General features: G+C 48.7%; 2 protein-coding genes. One reads left to right on the top strand and one right to left on the bottom strand.

The window, feature by feature from the left end:
- The first annotated feature begins 383 nt into the window (after nt 1-383).
- Nucleotides 384-764 (top strand): VOC family protein, encoded by a 381-nt coding sequence (locus tag Q1A48_RS21245; RefSeq protein WP_299948852.1) that lies wholly within the window; start codon nt 384-386, stop codon nt 762-764.
- Between the two features lie 52 nt (nt 765-816).
- On the opposite strand, the gene Q1A48_RS21240 is transcribed toward Q1A48_RS21245, so the two are convergent.
- A partial coding sequence (locus Q1A48_RS21240; protein ID WP_299948850.1) for a hypothetical protein occupies nt 817-1,044 on the bottom strand: 228 nt, incomplete at its 5' end.

The following is a 1,044-nucleotide window of genomic DNA, read 5'->3' as shown; positions in this document are numbered from 1 at the left end:
GGGTCTCCCCATGTGAGAGTAGGTCATTGTCAGGCTTCTATTACAAAGCCCTGATCCTTCGCGGTCAGGGCTTTTTTATTTGTGTTGAGGCAATCATTGCTTAAATATCTTGAATAACATAATACCGTCTCAATCTGTTCGATGGTGGGTAGTTGCCAAAACGAGACTCGATCGTGCACCATCGTGGGCATGGGCAGTATCTTCATCGTAGTCAATCTTTCCCGGCTGCCCAAAGCAGCCATTCTGGAAGCGCCTGATTCCGACCCATATCGGTCTGGTTACACACCGGCAGTCCTGTTTGGGGGAGATTGCAGGATATGCAGAAAGTTGTCAGTATAAGCCAATCGGTTTTTCAATCAGTTGTATAGAAAATGGAGGGGGCAATGTTTAGTCATGTTATGGTAGGCGCCAACGATATAGAGAAAGCCAAAGCATTTTATGATGCTGCTTTAGGGGCCCTCGAGCATAAGCCAGGGGTCATTGATGAAAAGGGGCGTTGTTTCTATATTACAAACTCCGGGGTGTTTATCATCACCAAACCGATCAATGGGGAACCGGCTTGCCATGCCAATGGCGGAACCATCGGATTTTCCGCGAATAACACCGGGGAAGTTGATGCTTGGCATTCGGCTGGGCTTGAAAATGGCGGTATCCGCTGTGAGGATCCACCGGGGATACGGGAGGCACCGGTAGGAAAATTGTATATCGCCTATTTACGGGACCCCGACGGGAATAAGGTCTGTGCCGTTTACAAGGTGAAATAAAAACCCTCACCGATTTTTCCCAGCTTTAGAGAGTAATCTGTATACGCAGATACTAGCGCCTGAGAACCTGCGTACTAGAGGAGCCGGATGAGGGGGAAACTTTGATGTCCGGATCTTTGAACAGCTGAGGAACTGCCCCTGGTTGACTCGGCTGGAGAGGGCGGGCTAGAAACCCGCTTTGTCGGTAGTGTTCAGAATTCTGCGTCATTTCTTTATCATTAGCAAAAAAGGGATGACCTATGACCAAACCTACTTTCGATATGGATGCTGCTGTCAAGGC

This window comes from uncultured Microbulbifer sp. (genome assembly GCF_947489355.1).
Taxonomy (GTDB): Bacteria; Pseudomonadota; Gammaproteobacteria; order Pseudomonadales; family Cellvibrionaceae; genus Microbulbifer.
The sequence above is the reverse complement of the archived record's forward strand: the minus strand, read 5'-3'. Positions and strand labels throughout refer to the sequence as shown.

Coding starts and splice junctions, on each gene's coding strand:
- Q1A48_RS21245 (WP_299948852.1), top strand. CDS start 384: ATGTTTAGTCATGTTATGGTAGGCGCCAACGATATAGAGAAAGCCAAA.